The 21,250-nt window shown below is 69.2% G+C and carries 23 protein-coding genes; 10 read left to right on the forward strand and 13 right to left on the reverse strand.

Annotated elements, in window-relative coordinates:
• Window positions 1-86: 86 nt before the first annotated feature.
• On the reverse strand, window positions 87-752 hold the full coding sequence (locus DCN14_RS32805; RefSeq protein WP_096505878.1) for a nitroreductase family protein: 666 nt from the start codon (window positions 750-752) through the stop codon (window positions 87-89).
• Between the two features lie 230 nt (window positions 753-982).
• Here DCN14_RS32805 and DCN14_RS32810 point away from each other — a divergent pair, with 230 nt between their 5' ends.
• Together DCN14_RS32810 and DCN14_RS32815 are read left to right on the forward strand one after the other, a co-directional pair.
• A complete protein-coding gene (locus DCN14_RS32810) occupies window positions 983-1,633 on the forward strand; it encodes a BON domain-containing protein (protein ID WP_096505880.1) in 651 nt (216 codons plus the stop codon).
• Window positions 1,634-1,688: 55 nt separating this feature from the next.
• Window positions 1,689-1,928, forward strand: coding sequence for a hypothetical protein (locus DCN14_RS32815; protein ID WP_096505882.1), 240 nt, complete (start codon window positions 1,689-1,691; stop codon window positions 1,926-1,928).
• A 48-nt stretch (window positions 1,929-1,976) separates the two neighbouring features.
• Here the strand turns inward: DCN14_RS32815 and DCN14_RS32820 are convergent, their stop codons facing one another.
• The 5 genes from DCN14_RS32820 to DCN14_RS32840 form a co-directional block, all read right to left on the reverse strand.
• Window positions 1,977-3,746 carry a SulP family inorganic anion transporter gene (locus DCN14_RS32820; RefSeq protein WP_096505884.1) on the reverse strand — a complete coding sequence of 590 codons (1,770 nt, stop codon included), beginning with the start codon at window positions 3,744-3,746 and terminating at the stop codon, window positions 1,977-1,979.
• 194 nt (window positions 3,747-3,940) lie between these two features.
• A complete protein-coding gene (locus DCN14_RS32825) occupies window positions 3,941-4,141 on the reverse strand; it encodes a hypothetical protein (RefSeq protein ID WP_096505886.1) in 201 nt (66 codons plus the stop codon).
• Between the two features lie 137 nt (window positions 4,142-4,278).
• Window positions 4,279-5,187: a TIGR00730 family Rossman fold protein gene (locus DCN14_RS32830; protein WP_240327489.1), complete on the reverse strand. Its 909-nt coding sequence runs from the start codon at window positions 5,185-5,187 to the stop codon at window positions 4,279-4,281.
• A gap of 55 nt (window positions 5,188-5,242) precedes the next feature.
• On the reverse strand, window positions 5,243-5,578 hold the full coding sequence (locus tag DCN14_RS32835; RefSeq protein ID WP_096505888.1) for a c-type cytochrome: 336 nt from the start codon (window positions 5,576-5,578) through the stop codon (window positions 5,243-5,245).
• Between the two features lie 19 nt (window positions 5,579-5,597).
• On the reverse strand, window positions 5,598-6,605 hold the full coding sequence (locus tag DCN14_RS32840; RefSeq protein WP_096506101.1) for a nitroreductase family protein: 1,008 nt from the start codon (window positions 6,603-6,605) through the stop codon (window positions 5,598-5,600).
• Window positions 6,606-6,780: 175 nt separating this feature from the next.
• Here DCN14_RS32840 and DCN14_RS32845 point away from each other — a divergent pair, with 175 nt between their 5' ends.
• A complete protein-coding gene (locus DCN14_RS32845; RefSeq protein ID WP_096506103.1) occupies window positions 6,781-7,770 on the forward strand; it encodes a zinc-dependent alcohol dehydrogenase family protein in 990 nt (329 codons plus the stop codon).
• Between the two features lie 25 nt (window positions 7,771-7,795).
• Here the strand turns inward: DCN14_RS32845 and DCN14_RS32850 are convergent, their stop codons facing one another.
• On the reverse strand, window positions 7,796-8,539 hold the full coding sequence (locus DCN14_RS32850; RefSeq protein WP_240327502.1) for a helix-turn-helix domain-containing protein: 744 nt from the start codon (window positions 8,537-8,539) through the stop codon (window positions 7,796-7,798).
• Between DCN14_RS32850 and DCN14_RS32855 the strand changes: the two genes are divergently transcribed.
• A complete protein-coding gene (locus DCN14_RS32855; RefSeq protein WP_240327510.1) occupies window positions 8,436-8,840 on the forward strand; it encodes a hypothetical protein in 405 nt (134 codons plus the stop codon). The two genes, DCN14_RS32850 and DCN14_RS32855, sit on opposite strands and share 104 nt — an antisense overlap.
• Window positions 8,841-8,936: 96 nt before the next feature.
• Here the strand turns inward: DCN14_RS32855 and DCN14_RS32860 are convergent, their stop codons facing one another.
• A complete protein-coding gene (locus tag DCN14_RS32860; RefSeq protein WP_096505892.1) occupies window positions 8,937-9,584 on the reverse strand; it encodes a response regulator transcription factor in 648 nt (215 codons plus the stop codon).
• The gene (locus DCN14_RS32865; protein ID WP_096505894.1) at window positions 9,581-11,578 is read right to left on the reverse strand and encodes a PAS domain S-box protein; all 1,998 of its coding nucleotides are present in this window, start codon (window positions 11,576-11,578) and stop codon (window positions 9,581-9,583) included. Before DCN14_RS32865 ends, DCN14_RS32860 begins: the two co-directional genes overlap by 4 nt.
• Before the next feature lie 248 nt (window positions 11,579-11,826).
• Here DCN14_RS32865 and DCN14_RS32870 point away from each other — a divergent pair, with 248 nt between their 5' ends.
• Window positions 11,827-12,297: a universal stress protein gene (locus tag DCN14_RS32870; protein ID WP_096505896.1), complete on the forward strand. Its 471-nt coding sequence runs from the start codon at window positions 11,827-11,829 to the stop codon at window positions 12,295-12,297.
• A gap of 55 nt (window positions 12,298-12,352) precedes the next feature.
• Here the strand turns inward: DCN14_RS32870 and DCN14_RS32875 are convergent, their stop codons facing one another.
• From DCN14_RS32875 to DCN14_RS32890, 4 genes are all read right to left on the reverse strand, one after another.
• Window positions 12,353-13,189, reverse strand: a complete 837-nt coding sequence (locus DCN14_RS32875) for a universal stress protein (RefSeq protein WP_096505898.1) — start codon at window positions 13,187-13,189, stop codon at window positions 12,353-12,355.
• Complete coding sequence (locus DCN14_RS32880) at window positions 13,186-13,689, reverse strand: universal stress protein (protein WP_096505901.1); 504 nt, start codon at window positions 13,687-13,689, stop codon at window positions 13,186-13,188. Before DCN14_RS32880 ends, DCN14_RS32875 begins: the two co-directional genes overlap by 4 nt.
• Before the next feature lie 69 nt (window positions 13,690-13,758).
• On the reverse strand, window positions 13,759-14,958 hold the full coding sequence (locus DCN14_RS32885; protein ID WP_096505903.1) for an acetate/propionate family kinase: 1,200 nt from the start codon (window positions 14,956-14,958) through the stop codon (window positions 13,759-13,761).
• A gap of 7 nt (window positions 14,959-14,965) precedes the next feature.
• Window positions 14,966-15,805, reverse strand: coding sequence for a universal stress protein (locus DCN14_RS32890; protein ID WP_096505905.1), 840 nt, complete (start codon window positions 15,803-15,805; stop codon window positions 14,966-14,968).
• A 190-nt stretch (window positions 15,806-15,995) separates the two neighbouring features.
• On the opposite strand from DCN14_RS32890, the gene DCN14_RS32895 reads away from it, so the two are divergent.
• The 5 genes from DCN14_RS32895 to DCN14_RS32915 are packed head-to-tail and all read left to right on the forward strand — an operon-like array spanning window position 15,996 to window position 21,153.
• Window positions 15,996-16,535 (forward strand): hypothetical protein, encoded by a 540-nt coding sequence (locus DCN14_RS32895; RefSeq protein WP_096505907.1) that lies wholly within the window; start codon window positions 15,996-15,998, stop codon window positions 16,533-16,535.
• Window positions 16,525-17,271, forward strand: coding sequence for a beta-ketoacyl-ACP reductase (locus DCN14_RS32900; protein WP_096505909.1), 747 nt, complete (start codon window positions 16,525-16,527; stop codon window positions 17,269-17,271). Before DCN14_RS32895 ends, DCN14_RS32900 begins: the two co-directional genes overlap by 11 nt.
• Window positions 17,268-19,088, forward strand: a complete 1,821-nt coding sequence (locus tag DCN14_RS32905) for an alpha/beta fold hydrolase (protein WP_096505911.1) — start codon at window positions 17,268-17,270, stop codon at window positions 19,086-19,088. Before DCN14_RS32900 ends, DCN14_RS32905 begins: the two co-directional genes overlap by 4 nt.
• Window positions 19,085-20,116, forward strand: a complete 1,032-nt coding sequence (locus DCN14_RS32910) for a bifunctional enoyl-CoA hydratase/phosphate acetyltransferase (RefSeq protein ID WP_096505913.1) — start codon at window positions 19,085-19,087, stop codon at window positions 20,114-20,116. Before DCN14_RS32905 ends, DCN14_RS32910 begins: the two co-directional genes overlap by 4 nt.
• Window positions 20,113-21,153 carry a zinc-dependent alcohol dehydrogenase family protein gene (locus tag DCN14_RS32915; protein WP_096505915.1) on the forward strand — a complete coding sequence of 347 codons (1,041 nt, stop codon included), beginning with the start codon at window positions 20,113-20,115 and terminating at the stop codon, window positions 21,151-21,153. Before DCN14_RS32910 ends, DCN14_RS32915 begins: the two co-directional genes overlap by 4 nt.
• Window positions 21,154-21,250: the final 97 nt, after the last annotated feature.

Here is a 21,250-nt window from a genome sequence, read left to right on the forward strand (position 1 = left end):
CGATGCAGGCACGCATCGCCCGTCGGGAGGAGCCGGCGCGCGGAGCGATCCGCGCGCCGTTTTCATGGATGCCGACGCGGGTTCGCTCACGCGTGCGGCGCCGTCGTGCCGGCCCGATAGCCGACCGTCTGGGCGAGGATCGGCAACTCGTCCTCGTTCAGTCGTAGCGCGTCGGCGAGCGCACGGTGATTGATCCAGCCGCGCACGACGGTGCCGAGGCCGGCCGCCGCGCAGTACAGCGACACGTTCTGCGCGATGGCGCCGGCCGCGATGGCAGAGAACACGTCGCGCTGTTGCTGCGGCATGTCGAGTATCGCGGCCGTCCGGACGACGTAGACGAGATCCAGCGGGGCGCGTCCGACGAAGTCCTGATAGCCGGTCAGGTTGCGCGCATCGACCGCATGCTTGAGCACGAGCCGATGCGCGGCTGCGTCGTATCGGTAGACCCCGTACGGCAGCGCGACGTAGAGGTCGATTTCATTGAATGCGTGCGCGGACGGCGCGGTGCGACCGCCGCTCGCCGGCCGGTTGATGCCGTCCGCCGCCCACAGCATCGTACCGAGCGTCGCGGGCGGGAGCGGCGTGGCAGCGAATTCGCGGGAGCTCGTTCGGCTCGCGAGCGCGGCCATCAGCGACACGTCGCTGTCGAGCATCGGGCGCGGCAAGTCGACGATCGCCGGCGACTCGCCCTGGGGCGACGCGGGCTGCGCCGCGGGTGCCGGCGAATAGGCCAGCAATTGCTGTTCGGTCATGCGAGTCTCCTTGAAGCGTGGTTGCGCGTGCCTGGAACGTCGCGCATCGGCGATCTCACGATAGGACGGTCGCGCCGCATCGGGTTGACCTTCGTCAAGCGACGCATCGACTGGCGGTGCGGGACGGCGCGAGGCATCCGTTGACCTGTATCAGCGGGCCGGGGCCGCGCGTGTGCCAATCTGGCTGCGTGCGGCGGACAGGCACGCCGCGGCTCACAGGAGAGCAGACGATGAAAACCGACAAGCAGTTGAAGCAGGACGTTCAGGAAGAACTGGAATCCGACCCGTCGATCGATGCGACGCGTATCGGCGTCGAGGTGGCCGACCGGATCGTGACGCTGTCGGGTCACCCGCCGAGCTATGCGGAGAAGCTGGCGATCGAGCGCGCGGCGAACCGCGTGTCCGGCGTCAAGGCACTCGTCGTCGACATGACCGTGCATCTGCCGGACGACGACGTGCGTACCGACGAGGACATCGCGAAAGCCGTGCGTTCGGTGCTGCACTGGACGGTCGGCCTGCACGATGACGCGGTCAAGGTGCAGGTCGAACGCGGCTGGATCACGCTGTCCGGCAAGGTCGACTGGGCGTACCAGAGCCACCTCGCCGTGCGCGCGATCTCGCAGATGCGCAGCGTGACGGGCGTGACCGACCACATCGCGGTACAGGGGGCGGTCGGTGCGGACGACATCGGCGGCAACATCAAGCGCGCGATCATGCGTCACGCGGAGCGCGAGGCGAAGCACATCGCGATCGACGTGCACGACGGCACGGTGCGGCTGTCCGGCAAGGTCGGCTCGTTTTCGGAGCGCAAGGCCGTGCGCGGCGCCGCGTGGTCCGCGCGAGGCGTGCGTGCCGTCGTCGACGACCTGGTGGTCGAGTGAATCCCGCAGGCGGCCGGCGCAGGCGTGGCCCGCGGAGATCCAGGAGGGCGGTCGAATGACACTTTCAGGCGAACTTCACGAAGCGGACTGGTCGGTCGCGATCGAGACGATCGCGGCCGAATCGGGCGGCTTCCGCTGCCGGATCCACATCACGCTCGCGTCGCCGGATGGCGTGTGCGAGCGCACATTCGAGCACAGCCGGACCCATGCGACCGAGCGCGACGCCGCCGTCGACGGGCTGCGGGCCGGCATGACATGGATCGAGATGCGGAAGTCGAACACCTTTACCGACTGAACCGTCGCGCGCTGCGGCGAGCGCCGCAGCGACGCGTGCTCCGCTCTTCTATCTCGGTTTGTGCGACACGCGCCGGCGCGGGGCACGCTTTCTTTTGCAGGCACGCGTATGGCGACCCGGATGTCGGCCCGGCCGCCGAACGTGATGGGCCACGGCATCGGTCACGGTCGGAAAGAAACTGCCGGGCCCGAACACGTCGAACAGGCCGTATGCGCGCAGGCGATCCTTCACCGGCCCCTTCATTTCCGCGAAATTCACCGCGATGCCGCGCGCCCGGAGTTCCGCGTGCAGCGCCACGAGCCGGTCCGCCGCGCTGACGTCGATGTCGGTGACGGGTTCGGCCGCGACGACGATGCGCGTGACCGGGCCCGCCGATCGCGCGATCGCCGCGCGCAGATGCTCGCAGAAGATCTCGACGTTCGCGTAGAAGAGCGGGGCATCCCAGCGGAACAGCACGAGTCCGGGCGTTTGCGCTGCGTCCGGATGCCGTGCGATGTCGTGATAGCCGCGCACGCCCGTCAGCCGGCCCAGCACCGCGTCGTACGGATGCCAGGCCCGCCAGACGAACGACAGCAGCGACAGCGCGCTGGCGAGCAGGATGCCGGGTACGACGCCCATGCCGATCACGCCGGCGAAACACAGCACCGAGATCAGGCATTCTCCGCGGCGCATCCGGTACAACCGCACGACACTGCGGACGTCGGCGATGCCGAACGCCGCATAGATCACGACAGCGGCCAGTGCCGTGCGCGGGACGAACGTCAGCAACGCCGGCGCGGCCATGAGCAGCATCGCGATGCACGCGGCCGCGACGAGATTCGTGACCTGGCTTTGCGCGCCGGCCGCGATCGCGACCGGCGTGCGGGACGCGCTGCTGCTGACCGCGCAGCCCTGTGTCACGCCGGCGAGCAGGTTGGCCGCGCCCAGCGCGATCAGCTCCTGGTTGCGGTTCGGCGTATCGCCCGCACGCGCGGAAAGCGCGCGCGACAGCATGCTGATGTCGGCGAACGACACCAGCGCCACGGCGATCGCGCCGGACGCGAGTGCGCTCGCGTCGGCCAGCGAAACGACCGGCAGGCGCGGGACGGGCATGCCGGCCGGCAACGCGCCGACCGTCGCGATCCCGTGCCAGGGTGCCAGGCGGGCGACGAGCGTTGCCGCCAGCACGGCGATCAATACGCCGGGCCAGCGCGGTGCCGCGCGTTTGATCAGGCAGATCGCCGCAAGGACGGCGATGCCGAGCACGCCGGCAGCCGTGGAAAAACGGCCGCCGACGAGCGCCTGCGCGATGTGCGGCACGCTGGAAAGCACGTTGCTCCCCGACACCTGCATGCCGAGCAGTTCGGGCAGCCGCCCGAGCGCGAGCGCGATGGCGATGCCGTTCAGGTAACCGTACTGGATCGGGCGCGACAGCAGATCGGTGACGAATCCGAGGCCGAGCGCGCCGAGCAGGATGCAGATCGCGCCGGCAGACAGCGCCAACGCGCCGGAAAGCGCGATCGCGTGCTGCGGATCATGGCCGGCGAGCGGGACGACGGCGCCCGCGATCAGCGCCGCCAGCGCGGAATCCGGGCCGAGGACGAGGACCCGGCTCGGCCCGAGCAGCGCATACGCGAGCAACGCGGCGATCGACGCATAGAGCCCCGTGATGGCGGGCAACCCGGCCGCCTGCGCGTAGCTCATGCCGACCGGCACCAGGACGGCGGAAAGCGCGATCCCCGCGGACAGGTCGCGCGAAAGCCACTCGCGCCGGTAGTTCGCGAGCAGCGTCACGCCGGGGAGCATGCGGGCGATCCGTCCGGACGGGGCGCGATTCATCGCGATGTCCGTCGTCCGGGCGCAAGCCGGGCGGCAGTCGGGCCCCGGTCCGGCACACGCGCGGTCATCGGAATGCCGCCGGTGCCGGTAGGCGGACGAGACGGCGGTGCGCGCGCGACCTTGGCGTCGAAGGTTCGCGGCGATGCCGTCGCACGGGATGCGGGCGCCGCGTCACGGCACGGCCACGTTCCGCTTCATGCCGCTTCGGGCATCGACAACCGCAGGGCCCTGGCGAAGCGGGCGAGCGTGGCGACCGATCCCGTCACGCTTTCGTAGCGCTCGCGCTTGATCCGTCCGTCGAGTATCACGGGTATGCCGGCGTCGCGAGCGAGTGCGGCGCGTGCCTGCGTGTTGGACGGATTGTCCGGGGCGGTGCGGTAGGGGGCGTGTGACATGGCATCTCTCCTTGTGCCTGCGAGCGGTATATCGTACAACCGTTTTCGGTGCTTTCAGTCTCGTTGTCGTCACGGTGCGATTCAATCGACCCTGCCGAAGCCGTGGTAGGAATCGTGCCGATGTCGTCGGCGGATTGCTAGACGACGCGCGCCTTCGACGAAGCATGGCGGCGTGCCGGCGCGCGTTCCCGACGTCGCGCATACCAGCTTCCGATCGCGTGCCAGATCTCCGCGGCGGATTCGCAATACGTGAGCAACGCGAGGTCGCGGCGATCGATCATGCCTTCGTCCGCGAGAAACGCCAGGTCGACCGCGCGGCGCCAGTATGCTTCGCCGACGAGAATGACCGGCAGCGGCGCGATCTTGCGCGTCTGCAGCAGCGTCAGTACTTCGAACAGTTCGTCGAACGTGCCGTAGCCGCCCGGGAAAAATACCGCCGCCTTCGCGCGTTCGAGCAGGTGCAGCTTGCGGATCGCGAAATAGTGAAACCGGAAGCAGAGATCCGGCGTGATGTACGGATTCGGCGCCTGTTCCCGCGGCAGCTCGATATTGAAGCCGATGCTCGGCGCGCCGCGCTCGTACGCGCCGCGATTGGCGGCCTCCATGATGCCGGGGCCGCCGCCCGTGACGATCGCGAGCCGCGCGGTGCGCGTGCATCGATCGGCGTGGGCGACGATGCGCCCGAACTCGCGCGCGATGCGGTAATACACGCTGTGCTCGACGAGCCGGCTCGCGCTCGTGACGGCGCGCCGCCGGCCCGAGTCGTGCGGGCGTTCCGCGAGCAGGCGATTCGCTTCCTCCAGCCGCGCATGCGCGACGGCCGGCGCAACGATGCGCGTGCTGCCGTAGATCACGACCGCATGGCCGATGCGTTCGTTCTGCAGACGCTCTTCGGCCTTCCAGTAGTCGAGTTGCAGCCGGATGCCCCGCATGCCCGCGCGTTGCAGCAGCGTCGCGTCTTCATCGGCCGGGGTGCGGTTCGGGCGTTTGGCGATGCGCCGTGCGCGACGCGGGGCGCGCCGCAGCCCGCCGTTGCCGTTCGTCATGCCGGGGCGCACGCGTTTGACCACGGTCGACACGAGTCGAAGGCGCGCGCGACGGTCACTGGCTCAACACCCATTGCACGAGCCGATGCGCGTCGTCGGGGGAAAGCGGCCCGCCGCGATCGATCGCGGACGGCATCGGCGTGTCGCCCCAGTGCACGCGGCCGCCGACGCGCAGCTTGCGTTCGAGTTCCGCGCCGGCATTCGGATCGCTGCGGTACCGATCCGCAATCTCGTGGAATGACGGCCCGAGGAACGTCATGTCGGGCGTATGGCAGAACATGCAGTGCTGCGCGTCGACGAGTTCGGTCGGCTCGGGCACGGCAGTCTGCGCGGCGGCCATGCCGGCCGTCGCGGCAATCGCGCAGAACGCGACGCAACGCATGATGCTCATGTTCGTTTCCTCGTCGAGATCAGGAGAACGAGATCACTTCGTCGAGCGGGCGACGCGGCGAATGCGGCGTATGCGGGCCGCGCCCGACGCGCAGCAGCAACTGCGGCTCGCCGCGCAGGCCGAGCATGTGGCGCAGGTGGGCGCGCAGCTCGGCCGTCTCGATCGGTTGATTCAGGTACGACGCGGTATACCCCGCGCGCGTCGCGACGAGCAGGATCCGCTCCAGCGCCTGGCCGGCGGCGAGCCACGCATCGCGATCGTCGCGCGCGGTCGCGATGCAGACGATCAATGGCGATGCGCCGACGAGCTGGTGATGCAGTGCAGCCAGCCCGTTGCCGAGATCGAAGGTCCGTACCGCCGTCGTCACGAGCGGCGCCGCGAAGTCCAGCAACGCGGGCACGCCGGCCGCGAACGCCGGCATGCCGTCCACGTGCCGGCGCGGATCGATCCAGCTCGCCAGCTCGCGGCGAAAGCGCGGGTCCGCGAACTGCTGGCGATCGGCTTCCGCGACGAGCTCGGCCACGTGTGCCCGATGCGCGATCGCGTCGACGCAAGCGATGTCGGCGCCTTCCGCGACGCCGGCGGCGATCAACGCCTGCTGGATCTCGTCCGGAACGGCCGTCGATTCGAACGGCGCGCGCGTCGTGACGCGATCCGGAATCGCATCGAACAGCGTACCGAGCGACGCATCGGAATAGCCGTCGTCGCAGACCCGGACGAGCGCAAGGAGATCGGGATCGACTTCGGAAGGAAACGTGCTGATCGTGTGCGCGAGCCCGGCGTGATTGAGCGCGACGCGCAGATTGAGCAACGCCGCTCCGCAACTGATGATCAGCTCGCGATCGAACGGATCGACCACGGGCAACGCGCGCATGCGGTCCGCGCAGACCGAAATCGTGGCGCCGTTGACCAGGAAGCGCCACGGCTGGGAATTGTGGCTGGACGGCGCCAGCACCGCATAGCCCACGAGCGACCGCAACTGCTGGTCGGGATGGGCGCTTGCGGCAAGCGGGGGAACGGCTATCATTTGGATCGTCTCCAGGTCGCCGCGCTGGCGGCGTCGCACCACTTCATCGTGTCAGCAACCGTCCGGCGGCCGTTGACCCACATCAAGCGTCCGGCACGCCGTGGTGCGCGCGCGACGCGCAATGACTAGCCTTGGAATGCACGGCGTGCGGCGACGATCGCGCGAGGAGGCGAACATGCTTGCGATGATGTTTGACGGCACGACACCGCACCTGCGCGAAGCGCACGTGCCGGCCCCATCGCCCGCGGCGGGGCAGCTACTGATCGACGTACACGCATGCGGCGTATGCCGAACCGATCTCCACGTCGTCGACGGCGAGCTCGCGCACCCGAAGCTGCCGCTGATTCCCGGACACGAAATCGTCGGCACGGTGCGCCGGCTGGGCGAAGGCGTGACGGGCTTCGCGGTTGGCGACCGGGTGGGCGTTCCGTGGCTGGGCGCGACGTGCGGGCAGTGCGCGTATTGCATGTCCGGTCGCGAGAATCTGTGCGACGACCCGCGATTCACCGGCTACACGGTCGACGGCGGCTATGCCGAGTGCGCCGTTGCCGATCATCGGTATTGCGTGCATCTGCCGCGGCGTTATGCCGATCCGGAAGCCGCGCCGCTGCTGTGCGCCGGGCTGATCGGCTATCGCACCTTGCGGATGGCGGGCGACGCTCGCCGCCTCGGCATCTACGGTTTCGGCGCGGCGGCCCATCTCGTCGCGCAGGTCGCGCACGGCGAGGGACGCAAGGTGTTTGCGCTGACCAGGCCTGGCGATACGGTGGCGCAGCAGTTCGCGCTGTCGCTGGGCGCGGCATGGGCCGGCGGCAGCGACGAAGCGCCGCCCGAGCCCCTCGACGCCGCGCTGATCTTCGCGCCGGTGGGCGCCCTGGTGCCGGCCGCACTCCGTGCGGTCGACAAAGGCGGGATCGTCGTGTGCGGCGGCATTCACATGAGCGACATCCCGGGCTTTCCGTACGCATGGCTATGGGGCGAGCGCCGCATCGCGTCGGTGGCCAACCTGACGCGTGCGGATGCCGTCGAATTCATGCGGATCGCCGCCGCGATGCCGCTGCGGGTCGAGACGGTGCGCTATGCGCTGACCGATGCGAACCGCGCACTCGACGATTTGCGCGGCGGGCGCGTGTCGGGCGCCGCCGTGCTGGACACGCGCGGTTGATCCGCGCGCCGCATCGGCGGCGCGCTCAGATCTGCCGGAGGCCGTCCGGATCGACGATCCGGATCTGCTTGCCTTGCGCCGCGACGAGCCCCTTGTGCTGGAACTTCGACAGCATGCGGCTGACCGTTTCGAGCTTCATCCCGAGATATTCGCCGATCTCGTCGCGCGTCATCCGCAGCACGAATTCGGCGGCCGAGTAACCGCGCGCCTTGAAGCGCGCGGAAAGATTCAGCAGGAACGCGGCCACGCGCTGCTCGGCCGTCATCGTGCCGAGCAGCAGCATCTGGGAGGACTCGCGCACGATTTCGCCGCCCATCATCTGATACACGTGGTGCTGCATCGGCCGCACTTCGCGGCACATCTGCTCGAGCTGGCCGAACGGGATGATGCAGACCGTGCTGTCCTCGAGCGCGATGGCGTCGCCGTTGTGGCGTCCGGTGTACACGCCGTCGAGCCCGAGCGACTCGCCGACGATCTGGAAGCCGGTGATCTGCTCGTCGCCGTCGCGATGCATCACGATGGTCTTGAACGACCCGGTTCTCACCGCATAGATGCTGTTGAACGTGTCGCCCGCGCGAAACAGCGTTTCGCCGCGCCTGACGTGGCGCGTCGTGCAGATCATCGCGTCGACGCGCGCGAAATCGTCAGGAGAAAGATCGGACGGCATGCACACGCTGCGTAGTGCGCACGTCGAACAGCGGGACGCGGCGCGCTTCGGCTGGTCCACCGGCGCGACGGAATGCAGCGGGATGAACGGGCGTAACGGCATGGTCGTCGAGACATCGGCATTGCTCTGCATGATCGGCTCCAGTTCGGGGGGCAGCGACGGTTCGCCGTCAGGCGGGATCGCGCTGGCCGTTGTACCGGCGGCCTGGGTGGTTGCCGCCTTCCTGATGGAAACGCCGCGCCGGACGGGCCGGGAGACCGGTACGCCGGTCTCGACGGTGATGCTGCCTTTGCTCCGGGAGGCACGCTGGGTTGTTTTTCTTGAGGTGCAGTATGGACGTTGCGCGGCGTCAAGAAAATCAGCCGGAATTGAAGATGCGGTAGGTGAGGTGGAAGCGCTGTAGGCCGATTCCTACAGCGGTGCGGCGTCTTGTCGCGCGTGTTGCGGGCGGGGAGCGCATGCCGCGGCAACGCGACGGCAGCCGGCGGCCTTGCCGCCGTCAGAGCTCGTCCGGGTCGTCGAACAGCTTGTGGCGCATCGCGTAGCGCACGAGCGCCGTGTCGTTCGGCATCTGCATCTTCTCGAGGATCCGCGTCTTGTACGTGCTGACGGTCTTGACGCTGACGCAGAGCGCCTGCGCGATTTCGGAAATCGGCTCGCCGGACGTCACGCGGCGGAAGACGTCGAACTCGCGGTCGGACAGGCGCTGGTGCGGCAGGAGATCGGTCGGCTCGTTCAGGCTCTGCGCGAATTGCTCGGCCATCGTCAGGCTGACATAGACGCCGCCGGCCGCGATTTTGGTCAGCGCGGCGACCAGTTCGGCGCTGGCGCTTTCCTTGGTCATGTAGCCGGACGCGCCCGCGCGGAACGCGCGCACCGCATATTGCTGTTCGGCATGCATCGTCAGCACGAGGATCTGCAAGGCGGGCTTCTCGTCCTTGATCTGCTTGATGAGCTCGACGCCGTTTCGGCCGGGCATCGACAGGTCGAGCACGAGCACGTTCGCGTCCTTGCCGCGCACGAGCGCGATCGTCGACGCGCTGTCCTGCGCTTCGCCGACGACGTCGAAACCGCTTGCGTTCTGCAGGATGTGCCGCAGGCCGTCCCTGACGAGTGCGTGGTCGTCGGCGATGAGTACCCTGATCATGACAGCACGTCTCCTTGCTGGATGGCGTGAAGCGGCAGCGCCACGGTGATCGTGAATCCCGCTCCCGGCCGGTTGTCGATCGTCACCGTCCCGTCGAGCATGTGCGCGCGCTCGCGGATGCCGATCAGGCCGAACGACGGGCGATCGTGCGCGTCGCGGCGGGGGGCGGGCGCGCCGTGACCGTTGTCGGCGATGCGCAGCATGCAGTAGCCGTCTTCGATTTTCAGCGCGAGCTTCACGTTCGTCGCGTCCGCGTGCCGCGCGACGTTGGTCAGCGCCTCCTGCACGATGCGGAACAGCGTGGTTGCGCCGGCGCTGGTGAGCGCGGCATCGACGGGGGCGAGGTCGCGCTCGACCGTGATCCGGTAACGGCGCGTGAAATCGTTCGCCAGCCATTCGATCGCCGGGACGAGGCCCAGGTCGTCGAGCATCACGGGCCGCAGATCGGCCGCGATGCGCCGGACCGACGCGACGGTCGAATCGATCAGGCGATGCATGCCGCCCAACTGCTCGCGCACGCCGGTGTTGGGGACGACGACGCCCGCGAGCCCCAGCTCGACGGCGGAGAGATCCATCTTGAGCGCGGTGAGCTGCTGGCCGAGGTCGTCGTGCAGCTCGCGGGCGATGCGCGTTTTTTCTTCCTCCCGCACGTTCTGCAGGTTGGCGGACAGCTCGCGCAGCTCCTCGCGCGACTGCTTGAGCGCGTTTTCGGCGCGCACCCGCTCGGTGACGTCGCGCAGCATGACCGTATACAGCTTGCCGGCGCCGTCGCGGATCTGCGAGATCGACGCCTCGATCGGAAACTCGGTGCCGTCGCCGCGCAAGCCGAACAGCACGCGTTGCCGCCCCATCTGCCGCTCCGACACGCCGGTCACGCCGAATTGCTCGACGTGCGCCGCATGCGCGGCGCGGAAGCGCTCGGGGATGAAGCGGGCGAGCGGCGCACCGATCGCGTCCATCGCCGAGACGCCGAACACGCGTTCGGCGGCCGGATTGAAGATCACGATCGTCTGGCGTTCGTCGACGGTCATGATGGCCTCCATCGATGACCGGATGATGGCCATCATCCGGTCATCGCCGGGCGGGGTGTCGCTGGCGTGTGTCGTACCGGCGCGCGCGCGCTTCGCGGCGATCTGCAGCACGAGCGCGGCCAGCGTCAGCGACAGCGCGATGCCGGCCGGCAGCACGGCCGTCGCGGCGCCGGACAGGGCGGCGCGCGGTGCGCCGTAGCGCAGCGTGAGCGGCGTGCCGCCGAACGTCAGCGAGTCGGTTCGCCTGAACGTATCGCGGACGTCGGCGTCATCGCCGCCGCCGAAGCCGCCGGAATACACGGGCGCCGCCGGATCGTCGGCGACGATTTCCATGTGAAGCCGGCCGAGCACGGACGCATCGACGAGACGATCGGGATTCAGCGACGCATAGACGTATCCGGTCGCGCTCGCGTGCCGGGGCCCGGACAACGGCCCGTCTTCGGCGTTCGCATCAATCGGCAAGTACAGCGTCAGTGCCGTCCGGGCGAGCGTCGCATCGGTGCCGTCCTGGAGCGCGTTCGCGGCCAGCGCGACCTTGCCGGTTTCCGCTGCGCGCCGCAGTGCCTGCCGGGTCGACAGATCGCCGATGGCGGCGCCCGGTTCGATTCTTCCGAGGCCGCGGACTGGGGATTGCAATCCGTCCAGATCGAGACTGGCGAGATAGCCGCGCCACGCCGCGCCGGATTGCGGCGCGGCCAGTGCCGACGCGAAGCCGCGCGCGCCGCGCAAGATGGCGGCCGCGCCGAGGAGGCTGCGCCTGAGGTCGGCGGTCGCGAGCGTCGCGGTTTGCTCGAACCGGGCCTGGGCGGCTTGCCGGGCCGCGTTCTGCAGCGACCGGGACGCCGCAAACGTTGCGGCCAGACCCAGCGCCAGCGTCAGCAGCGCGGCCGCGGCTGCATGGCGGGCGGGGCGCGTCCGGTGCGGAACCGGCCCGGCCTTGAAGGGGGGCGCATTCACTGTCATTGCCGTTCATCCTGACGGATTGCGCCGGCGGCTGGCTGGCGGCGGGCCGGGCGCGGGGCACGAAAAGCGGGGCAGGCCGGAACTGCGATGTCGCCTGAAATTGTGCCCGCTTTGCCGGCGTTCGCCAATCGGGACCGGTGCGGACGGGCGGCGCGTCGCACGCTTGACCGGCATCAACGGAAAGGTGCCCGCCGGGAGCAGACTGGCTGGACCGGCCGATCGAACCCGGACGACAGCAGGGAGGCGTCATGTACCAAAGGATCTTCGCGGCACTCGATGGCAGCCGCAGTGCGCGGCTCGCGCTCGACGAGGCGATTTCGCTCGCCCGCGATGCGGGCAGCCTGGTCATCGCCATGTGCGTGGTATCGGACGCGCTGCGGCTGGCCGATGTGGACAGCGGCTATATCGACCAGTACGCGCCGGGCGGACTGGACGCGGACAAGGCCGCGATCGCGGTCTCGGACGCGGAAACGGCGTTTCAGCTGTCCGGCGTGCGCGGCATCGCGCAAACGATCGACGCGTATGGCGAGGACGTTGCGGAGGTGCTGGCGCGCGCCGCCGCCGAATGCGACGCGGACCTGATCGTGATGGGCACGCATGGCCGTCGCGGCGTGCGCCGGGCGGTGCTCGGCAGCGTCGCCGAATCGCTGGTGCGCATCGCGGACCGGCCGGTGCTGGTCGTACGGGAGGGGCCGGGTGCGTGCGCCGGCGTGTTGTGACGGTCGTGACGGGAGGCGGGCAGCCGGATGCGGCTACCCGCTTTCACGCGCTCACTCAGTGAGACAGCAGGACCGGCACCGTCATCGTCTCGAGGATCGTGCGCGTGGCACCGCCCAGCACGCGTTCGTGCATGCGGGCATGACTGTACAGCCCCATCACCAGCAGATCCGCATGCAGGTCGGTCACCCGGTTCAGCAGCGTCGCGCCCACGCTCACCGACCGATCGCGCGGCGTGGCGGAGAACGATGCGCGAATGCCGTGCCGTTCGAGATACGCGGCGACGTCGACGCCCGCCGGCGTCCTGTCCGGATCCGGATGCCCGCGGGTGACCGTCTCGACGTTGACGAAGCGCGCGCGGGCGAGCAGCGGCAGTGCGTCGGCCATCGCGCGAGCGGCTTCGCGTCCGCCGTCCCAGCCGATCAGCACGTTCTCGCCGAGCGTTCGCACGTCGCCCGCGTAGGGCACGACGAGCGCCGGCCGTCCGCTGCCCATCACGACGTCCTCGACGAAATGGCGGGCCACGTAGGTCATGCGGTCGTCCGGATCCTCCTGGCCGAGCACCAGCAGGTCGGCGTGGCGCGCATGCAGGATCGCGGCGGCCGTCGCGTCGCCGGTCGGCGCCTGCCACTCGACGTTGTTGCGTCCCGCGCGCTCGGCGGCCGCCAGGAACCGCTCCTCGGCTTCCTGGCGCCGCTGGTCGCACAGGCGTTCGTAGACGGCCAGCTTCAGCGGTTCGTCAGGGCGTCGCAACGGTTCGAACAGATCCTGGCAGACCACGTAGAGGCCGGTCAGATGCGCGTTCCAGCGTCCCGCGAGTTCGAGCGCGAGCTCGACGCGCGTCGCGCAGCGCGCGCTGTCGTCGAGATGGACGAGCAGGGTCTTGTAGCTCATGACGGTTCCTTTTCGGTCGATGCGGCAGGGGTTCCGGCGGATGCCGTCGACGCACAACCCGCCGGAATCATCAGGACCGGGCGCGTGGCATGGCGCAGCACGCGTTCGGCCACGCTGCCGAGGACGAGGCGACGAAAACCGCGCCGGCCGTGCGTGCCCATCACGATCAGGTCGGCGTCGATCTCGTCGGCGAGCGCGACGATCCGTTGCGCAATGTCTTCGCCCGCCGGCGCGACATTGGAGATCTGCGGCGTGCCGGTCACGCCGTGTGCCTTCATGCGTTTCGCGGCGTCCTCCGTGACGCGCAGCCCCTCCTCCCGGAATGCATCGATCAGGATCGACGGATCGTAGCCGTACGTGTCGTAGGCCGGCACCAGGAAATCGACGACATAGACGGGGGTCAGCCGCGCACCCGTCTCCGACGCGAGGTTCAGCGCGGCGTCGAGTGCGCGGGACGACGTATCGCTGCCGTCGAGCGCAACCAGAATGTTCGAGTACATGGCGTTTCCCTTGAACGGATGGCGATGGAATCATCTTCGGCGCATGCGCGCCGCCCGCGCTGATCTGGATCAAGCGTCCCGATTGCCGCGAAGCACGCGTACCGCGGCGCGCGCCGCGACCCATGCTTCGTTGGTCGGTTCGACGACCACCGTGACCGCGCTCGACGCAGACGACACGACGTGCGCGTGGGCGGCATTCGCGCCCGGGTCGAGCGCGATGCCGAGCCAGCCGAGCGACGCGCAGATCCGCTCGCGCAATGGCGCCGAGTGTTCGCCGATGCCGGCCGTGAAGACCAGCATGTCGAGGCCGCCGAGCAGCGCGGCAAGCGCACCCGCTTCGCGCACGATGCGATGGACGTACAGTGCGAGCGCATCGCGGGCCTGCGCGTCGCCGGCCGCTTCGCACGCGAGCAGGACACGCGGATCGCCCGACGCACCGGAGACGCCCTTGAGCCCCGACTCGTGATAGAGCAGGTGCCCGAGTGCGTCGCCCGACAATTGCCCGGCCTCGAGCAGGTGCAGGACGACGCCGGGATCGAGCGTCCCGCAGCGCGTGCTCATCATCAATCCGTCGAGTGCCGAGAAGCCCATCGTCGTCGCGACGCTGCGGCGCTCGCGCAGCGCGCACAGGCTCGCGCCGCTGCCGAGGTGCGCGGCGATCACGCGGCCGTGCGCGCGTGCGCCGAACGACTCGTCGAGCGCGACGGCGAGGTATTCGTACGACAGGCCATGGAACCCGTAGCGACGCACGCCCCGGTCGAACCAGGCATGCGGCAACGGCAGCAGTTGCTCGACACGCGGCAGCGTGCGATGAAACGCCGTGTCGAACACGGCGATTTGCGGGACGTCGGGGAACGCGTCGCGCAGCGCGTCGATCGCGTCCAGGCTGTGCGGCTGATGCAGCGGCGCCAGCGGCGTCAACGTGCGCAGCGCATTCAGCACGGCATCGTCGACGGCCACCGGTTCCACGTACCGCGCGCCGCCGTGCACGACGCGATGCGCGATCGCGCCCAGCGCGATGTGCGGCAACTGCTCGCGAATCCACGTCGCGATCCGTGCGAGCACGGCACGGTACGGATCGCCGGCAACCCTCGGCAACACACCGTCCGGTTCCGCATCGAAGCGGATCGTCACGCCGTTGCCGGTCTCGACCGCTTCGCCTTCGTGCAGCGGCCGCCGCTCGGGATCGCCGTGCGGCGGGTACGCGAAGACCGCGAACTTGACGCTCGACGAACCGGCGTTGACGACGAGGAGCGCGAGCGTACGCATCGCCGGTTCAGTGCGACATCAGCACCGGCATCGTCATCGACGCCAGCACCGTGCGCGTGGCGCCGCCCATCACCAGCTCGCGCCAGCGCGGATGGCCGTAGGCGCCCATCACGAGCAGGTCGGAACCCGTTTCATAGGCGCGTGACAGCAACGTGTCGCCGACCGCCGCACCGGCGCCGGTGTCGATATCGAGCACGGTCACGTCGTGTGCATGGCGCGCCAGCATCAACGCGGCATCGGCGGCCGGAATGCGCAGGGTCGCCGCTTGCGAATCGCCGTCGACCACGGCGGCGACCGTCGTGCGCTTCGCATGTTCGAGAAAGGGAATCGCATCGTGCGCGGCGCGCGTGGCCTCCCGGCTGCCGTCCCACGCGACGAACACCCGTTCGCCGACCGACGGGAATTCCCCCGTATACGGCAGGAACAGCACCGGGCGGCCGGCGGACAACACGAGGCTCTCCGGAAACTGGTCGTCGATATAGGTCTCGGGATCGTTCGGGTCGCTTTGCCCGGCGATCACCAGGTCGGCAAGACGTGCGGCGCGCAGCACGGCCGCATTGGCGCGCTCGTCCGCGTGAACCCACGTGGCGGGCACTTTCGCGCGAGTGGTTTCCGCATGGAACAGGCGTTCCAGCGCGGCCATCCGTTCGTCGCGCTGTTCGCGGTGCGCGCGGAAATAATCGGCGGACCCGGCCATCACGTAGAACGAATTCGGTTCCGGCGTGTAGACCGCGAAGAGGCCCGTCAGATGGGCACCGAAGCGCCGGGCGAGACGCAACGCGAACTCGAGCCGCGAATGCGCGCGGGCGCTCGTATCGAGGTGCACGACCATGCTTTTGTAGCTCATCGGAATCGCTCCATCGACGGGTGATCCGCCAGTGCAATCCAGTCTACGAAGCAGGCTTTCCGCGCGCTTGACCCAGATCAACGGCCCGCGTGCGCCGTGGCCGCACAGTGAAACGGTCGCGATGCCGATGCGGGGCGTGCGGCACGACGCGGGATGTCAACCCATTGACCGGATCGAAAGAGGGAAGCCGATGAGCACGTACGCTTTGACGACACCGAACGACGTTTGCCGCGCGGGCTGCGATCTCGCGTTGCGCATGGTCGCGCTGAACCGCGACTGGCAGCATGAATGGCATGCACTGGCCGGGCGACGCATCGAGCAGGACCGCGACACGGTGCGCCGGCTGCAGCAGTCGCTTGCGCAAACGCAAGCGTGGACGGCCTTCGGCGAGGCAACGCAGCAGGTGATGCGCGACCATGCGATCGCGAGCCTCGCGATCTGGCAGGATGCCACCGAGATGTGCATGCGGGCGCAATACGAGAGCGCCGGCACGTGGCGTAGCTGGTTGCGCGAATACGGCGCGGGTGCGCTATCGCGTTATCAGACCGACTGGCTGCCCGATCTGGGACGACTGGCCGTGGTCAACGAGGCCAGCATGCCGTGGGCCGAGTGGATGGCGGCACTGGAGCGCGGGATCGAGGACGCGGCCGGCGCGCATGACGCATCGCCGGTTTCCGCCCGGCCCTTGAACGGCATCGCCGGCGTACGGGAGAGCGATCATGTGCGCTGAGCGTGTCGCGTTCGTCACCGGCGGAATGGGCGGGCTCGGCGCCGCGATCAGCCGCCGCCTGCACGATGCCGGCATGACGGTGGCGGTGTCGCATACGGAACGCAACGACCACGTCGCGACGTGGCTCACGCGCGAACGCGAGGCGGGGCGGACCTTCCATGCGTTCGAGGTCGACGTTGCCGACTTCGATTCGTGCGAGCATTGCGCGGCGCGCGTGCTGGCCGAGTTCGGGCGCGTCGACGTGCTCGTCAACAATGCCGGCATCACGCACGACGCCACCTTCGTGAAGATGACCAAGAGCATGTGGGATGCGGTATTGCGCACCAATCTCGACGGCATGTTCAACATGACGAAGCCGTTCGTGCCGGGAATGGTCGAAGCCGGCTTCGGGCGGATCGTGAACATCGGCTCGGTGAACGGTTCGCGCGGCGCATACGGGCAGGCGAACTATGCGGCGGCGAAGGCCGGCATCCATGGCTTCACGAAGGTGCTGGCGCTCGAACTCGCGCGCCACGGCGTGACGGTCAACACGGTCGCGCCCGGCTACCTGGCCACCGCGATGCTCGAGTCGGTGCCGAAGACGGTGCTCGATACGAAGATCCTGCCGCAGATTCCGGTCGGCCGGCTGGGCGATCCCGACGAAATCGCCGCGCTCGTCGCGTTCCTGTGCTCCGACGCGGGGGCTTTCGCGACCGGTGCGGAATTCGACGTCAACGGCGGGATGCACATGAGATGAACGCACCTGCCATGCGCGCGCCGGTCGGGCGCGAATCGATACGGCCGCCGGATACCGGAGAACCGGCGTCGGGCGCGATCGAATGTGCGCAAGCCGATACGACACCCGCCGAGCAATGGAACCGCGCGGCGCACGCGAACGTAGCCGCGATGACCTTCGGGCTGTCACCCGTATCGCTTGCACTGGCCATGCTCGACTGGGGCGCGCATCTGGCGGTGTCGCCGGGAAAATGCTTCGAGCTCGCGACGCAGGCGTGGCTGGCTGCTTTTGTACCGGCGGCAAACCAGGGCGACGGCGAGGCCGGCGCCGCGGACACGAGCGGCCTGGCCGTGCACGCGGGACAGGCCGATCCGCGCTTCGCCGCGCCCGTTTGGGCCGGATGGCCGTATCGAGCGTATCGCGACGGCTTCCTGTCGATCCAGCGCTGGTGGCGCGACGCGACGCGCGGCGTGCCGGGTGTCGAACGGCACCACGAGGAACTGGTCGGATTCGCCGCGCGACAGTGGCTCGACGCATGCTCGCCAGGCAATTTCCTGGCGACCAACCCGGTCGTGCTCGACGCGACGATGCGCAGCGGCGGCGCGAATCTCGCGGCGGGCTTGCGGCACTGGCAGGACGATGCGACCGCGTGGCTCGAGCGCGCGAACGGCACGCGGGCCCGCGATGCGCGCACCTATCTGCCGGGGCGCGACGTGGCGATCACGCCGGGCCGCGTCGTATGGCGCAACGCGCTGTGCGAGCTGCTGCAATACGACCCGACGACGGCCGACGTGGCACGCGAGCCGATCCTGATCGTGCCGTCGTGGATCATGAAGTACTACATCCTGGATCTGCAGCCGCACGATTCGCTGATCCGCTTCCTGGTCGATGCCGGCTACACGGTGTTTGCGGTGTCGTGGCGCAATCCGGGCGCGGAGGCGCGCGCGCTCGGCCTCGACGATTATCTGCGTGACGGCTGCATGGCGGCGCTCGATGCGGCCCGGTCGATCTGCGGCGAAGCCGTTCATGCGGTCGGCTATTGCCTCGGCGGCACGCTGCTGGCGATCGGCGCGGCGGCGCTCGCGCGCGACGGCCGCCAGCACGACGCATTGCGCTCCGTCACGCTGCTGGCCGCCCAGACCGATTTCAGCGAACCCGGCGAACTGGGTCTCTTCATCGACGCCAGCGAACTGTCCGCGCTCGATGCGCTGATGTGGCGGCAGGGCTACCTGGACGGCGCGCAGATGTCCGCCGCATTCGAACTGCTGAACGCGCGCGACCTGATCTGGTCGCGGATGATGAGCGAATACCTGCTCGGCAAGCGCACGAAGCCGAACGACCTGATGTCGTGGAATGCGGACACCACGCGCATGCCGTACCGGATGCATACGGAGTACCTGACGCGGCTCTTTCTCGACAACGATCTCGCGGCGGGCCGCTATTGCGTCGACGGGCGGCCGGTCGCGCTGTCGGATATCGACGTGCCGACGTTCGTGGTCGGCACCGAGCGCGATCACGTGTCGCCCTGGCGTTCCGTCTACAAGCTCCATCTGCTCACGCACCACGCGCTGACGTTCGTGCTGACGTCCGGCGGCCACAATGCCGGCATCGTGTCCGAGCCCGGGCATCCGGGACGCCACTATCGCTGCGCGACGCGCGAGCCCGGCGCGCCTTACCGGAGCCGGCATGACTTCGTGAGCGACACGAGCGTGGTCGACGGATCGTGGTGGACCTGCTGGCGCGACTGGTTGCACGCGCATTCGTCGGGCGACGTGCCGGCCCGTGTGCCGGCCGCCGGTTTCGGCGCGGCGCCCGGCACCTACGTGCTCGAAACATGAACGGCGACCTGCATCGAGATACGCCGGACGGCGCGTGCCTGCCCGGGCTGTTGCCGCGGGCGGACGGCACGCCGCCCGAGCTGATCGCGCGTGCACGCAACGCGCCGCCGCTCACCGTCGCCGTCGTGCATCCGTGCGATGCGGCCAGCCTCGTCGCGCTGGCCGCCATCGCCGCGTCGCCGCTGGGCGCATCGATCGAGCCGCTGATCGTCGCGCCGCGCGCGAAGGTGCTGCGCGTGGCGGGCGACGCGGGCGTCGATCTGGCGAAGTGGACGATCGACGACGTGCCGCACAGTCACGCGGCGGCGGCGCGCGCGGTGGCGCTCGCGGCGTCCGGCCGCGCCGGCGCGCTGATGAAGGGCAGCCTGCATACGGACGAGCTGATGGGCGCGGTCGTCGCCGCCGGATCGGGCCTGCGCACGGACAAGCGCATGTCCCACTGTTTCCTGATCGAGTCGCCGGCGTATCCGCGGCCGTTCATCCTGACCGACGCGGCCGTGAACATCGCACCGGATCTTGCGCAGAAGGCGGCCATCACGCAGAACGCGATCGACGTCGCGCATGCGCTGGGCGTTGGCTGCCCGCGCGTGGCGGTGCTGTGCGCGGTCGAGACGGTCAATCCGGCGATGCGTTCGACGCTCGACGCGGCGGCCCTCGCGAAGATGGCCGAGCGCGCGCAGCTCACCGGGGCGGTCGTCGACGGCCCGCTCGCGTTCGACAACGCGATATCGCAGCGGGCCGCGCGCGACAAGGGGATCGATTCGTCGGTGGCCGGCCGCGCCGACATCCTGGTCGTTCCCGATATCGAAGCGGGCAACATGCTCGCGAAGCAACTCGAATACCTGGGCGGTGCCGCGAACGCGGGTATCGTCGTGGGGGCGCGCGTGCCGATCGTGCTGACGAGCCGCGCCGACGGCGTTGCCGTCCGGGTCGCGTCCTGCGCGCTCGCAGCATTGCTGGTGCAGGCTCGGCATGCGCCGGCGTTGACCAACCAACAGGCCATCCTTTCGATGGAGGAGCAGCGATGAAAGCACTCGTTTACCACGGCCCCGGGCGCAAGGCGCTCGAACAGCGGCCCAAACCGGAACTGCAGTCGCCCACCGACGCGATCGTCAGGGTGACGCGCACGACGATCTGCGGCACCGACCTGCACATCCTCAAGGGCGACGTGCCGACGTGCGAACCCGGTCGCATTCTCGGCCATGAAGGCGTGGGCATCGTCGAGCAGGTCGGCGCCGCGGTCGACTCGCTGAAGCCGGGCGATCCCGTGCTGATTTCGTGCATTTCGTCGTGCGGCCGCTGCGAGTACTGCCGTCGCGGGCTGTATTCGCATTGCACGACCGGCGGCTGGATTCTCGGCAACCGGATCGACGGCACGCAAGCCGAGTACGTGCGCATCCCGCATGCGCAGACCAGCCTGTACCGGATTCCGCCGGACGCGGACGAGGACGCGCTCGTGATGCTGTCCGACATCCTGCCGACCGGATTCGAATGCGGCGTGCTGAACGGCAAGGTGCAGCCGGGATGCTCGGTCGCGATCGTCGGAGCGGGGCCGATCGGGCTGGCCGCGTTGCTGACCGCGCAGTTCTACTCGCCCGCGCGGATCATCATGATCGACCCGGACAGCAACCGGCTCGAGATCGCCCGGCACTTCGGCGCGACCGACTGCTTCGACGGCCGCGACGGCGACCCGGTGGCGGAAGTGATGAAGCTGACCGACGGCGTCGGCGTGGATTGCGCGATCGAGGCGGTCGGCATTCCGGCGACGTTCGAGATGTGCACGTCGCTCGTCGCACCGGGCGGCGTGGTTGCGAACGTCGGCGTACATGGCGTCAAGGCCGACCTGCACCTCGAGAAACTGTGGGATCGCAACATCTCGATCACGACGCGGCTCGTCGACACGGTCAGCACGCCGATGCTGCTGAAGACCGTGCGCGCCGGGCGCATCGATCCGACGCGCCTGATCACGCACCGGTTCTCGCTCGACGACGTGGAAGGCGCGTACGACACGTTCGGGCGCGCCGCGCAGACCCATGCGTTGAAGGTGATCATCGAAGTCGGCTGATTGCACGGCCGCGCGTGACGGGAATCGGGATCGTCTGCTGCCCGTCGTCACGCGCGGCCTGTGTTTTCGCCGGCAGCGCCGCCAGGTCCGTCAGGTT

The sequence above is a fragment of the Burkholderia sp. IDO3 genome (assembly GCF_003366075.1).
In the GTDB taxonomy this organism is placed as follows: domain Bacteria; phylum Pseudomonadota; class Gammaproteobacteria; order Burkholderiales; family Burkholderiaceae; genus Burkholderia; species Burkholderia anthina.